Source organism: Shewanella submarina, from assembly GCF_042646185.1.
In the GTDB taxonomy this organism is placed as follows: Bacteria; Pseudomonadota; Gammaproteobacteria; order Enterobacterales; family Shewanellaceae; genus Shewanella; species Shewanella corallii.
The window spans coordinates 1-677 of the sequence record NZ_JBHRTD010000004.1; the positions used below are offsets into that span (position 1 = coordinate 1).

Sequence of the window (677 nt, forward strand, 5' to 3'; positions counted from 1 at the left end):
GATCTTGGCGGTGACGGTGCCGTCAATGCCAATCTCGTCGATGTTATAGATATCGTCAGCGCCAGCCCCCTGGAACTCAACCAGTGGGGCCGGGGCAGGGGTAGTATCAACACTATAGCCTTCTTTGTCAGTGGCTGTGGTGCTGTTGCCGGCGGCATCGGTGGTGGTGACCGACGCGGTAATGCTGTTACTGCCTGCATCCGCCAGTACGCTGGCGTCGACATCAACGGTGAAGCCAAGCAGGCCGTCACCCAAATCAATGACGGTGGTGGTGGCGATGGTGCCATCGCCCAGCGTCAGGGTGACAGTGTCGCCAACCTTAACGTCACCGCCTACCGTACCGGTGAGGGTGACCGTGCCTTCACTTTCAGCCTGGTTGATGACGTTGTCATCACCGACCACGATAGGATTGAGATCAATGCTGGCTTCCGGTGCGGTAGTGTCCACACCATAGTCTTCGCTGTCAGTGGCTGTGGTGCTGTTACCGGCGGAGTCGGAGGTTGTCACCGACGCGGTAATGCTGTTGCTGCCTGCATCGGCCAGTACGCTGGCGTCGACATCAACGGTGAAGCCAAGCAGGCCGTCACCCAAATCAATGACGGTGGTAGAGGCGATGGTGCCATCGCCCAGCGTCAGGGTGACAGTGTCGCCAACCTTAACGTCACCGCCTACCGTAC

1 protein-coding gene is annotated in these 677 nt (G+C 59.1%); it reads right to left on the reverse strand.

Features of this window, described 5'->3' with window-relative positions; genetic code table 11:
* The coding region (locus tag ACFOE0_RS03000; protein WP_380711369.1) for an Ig-like domain-containing protein at positions 1-677 on the reverse strand (677 nt) is incomplete at both ends.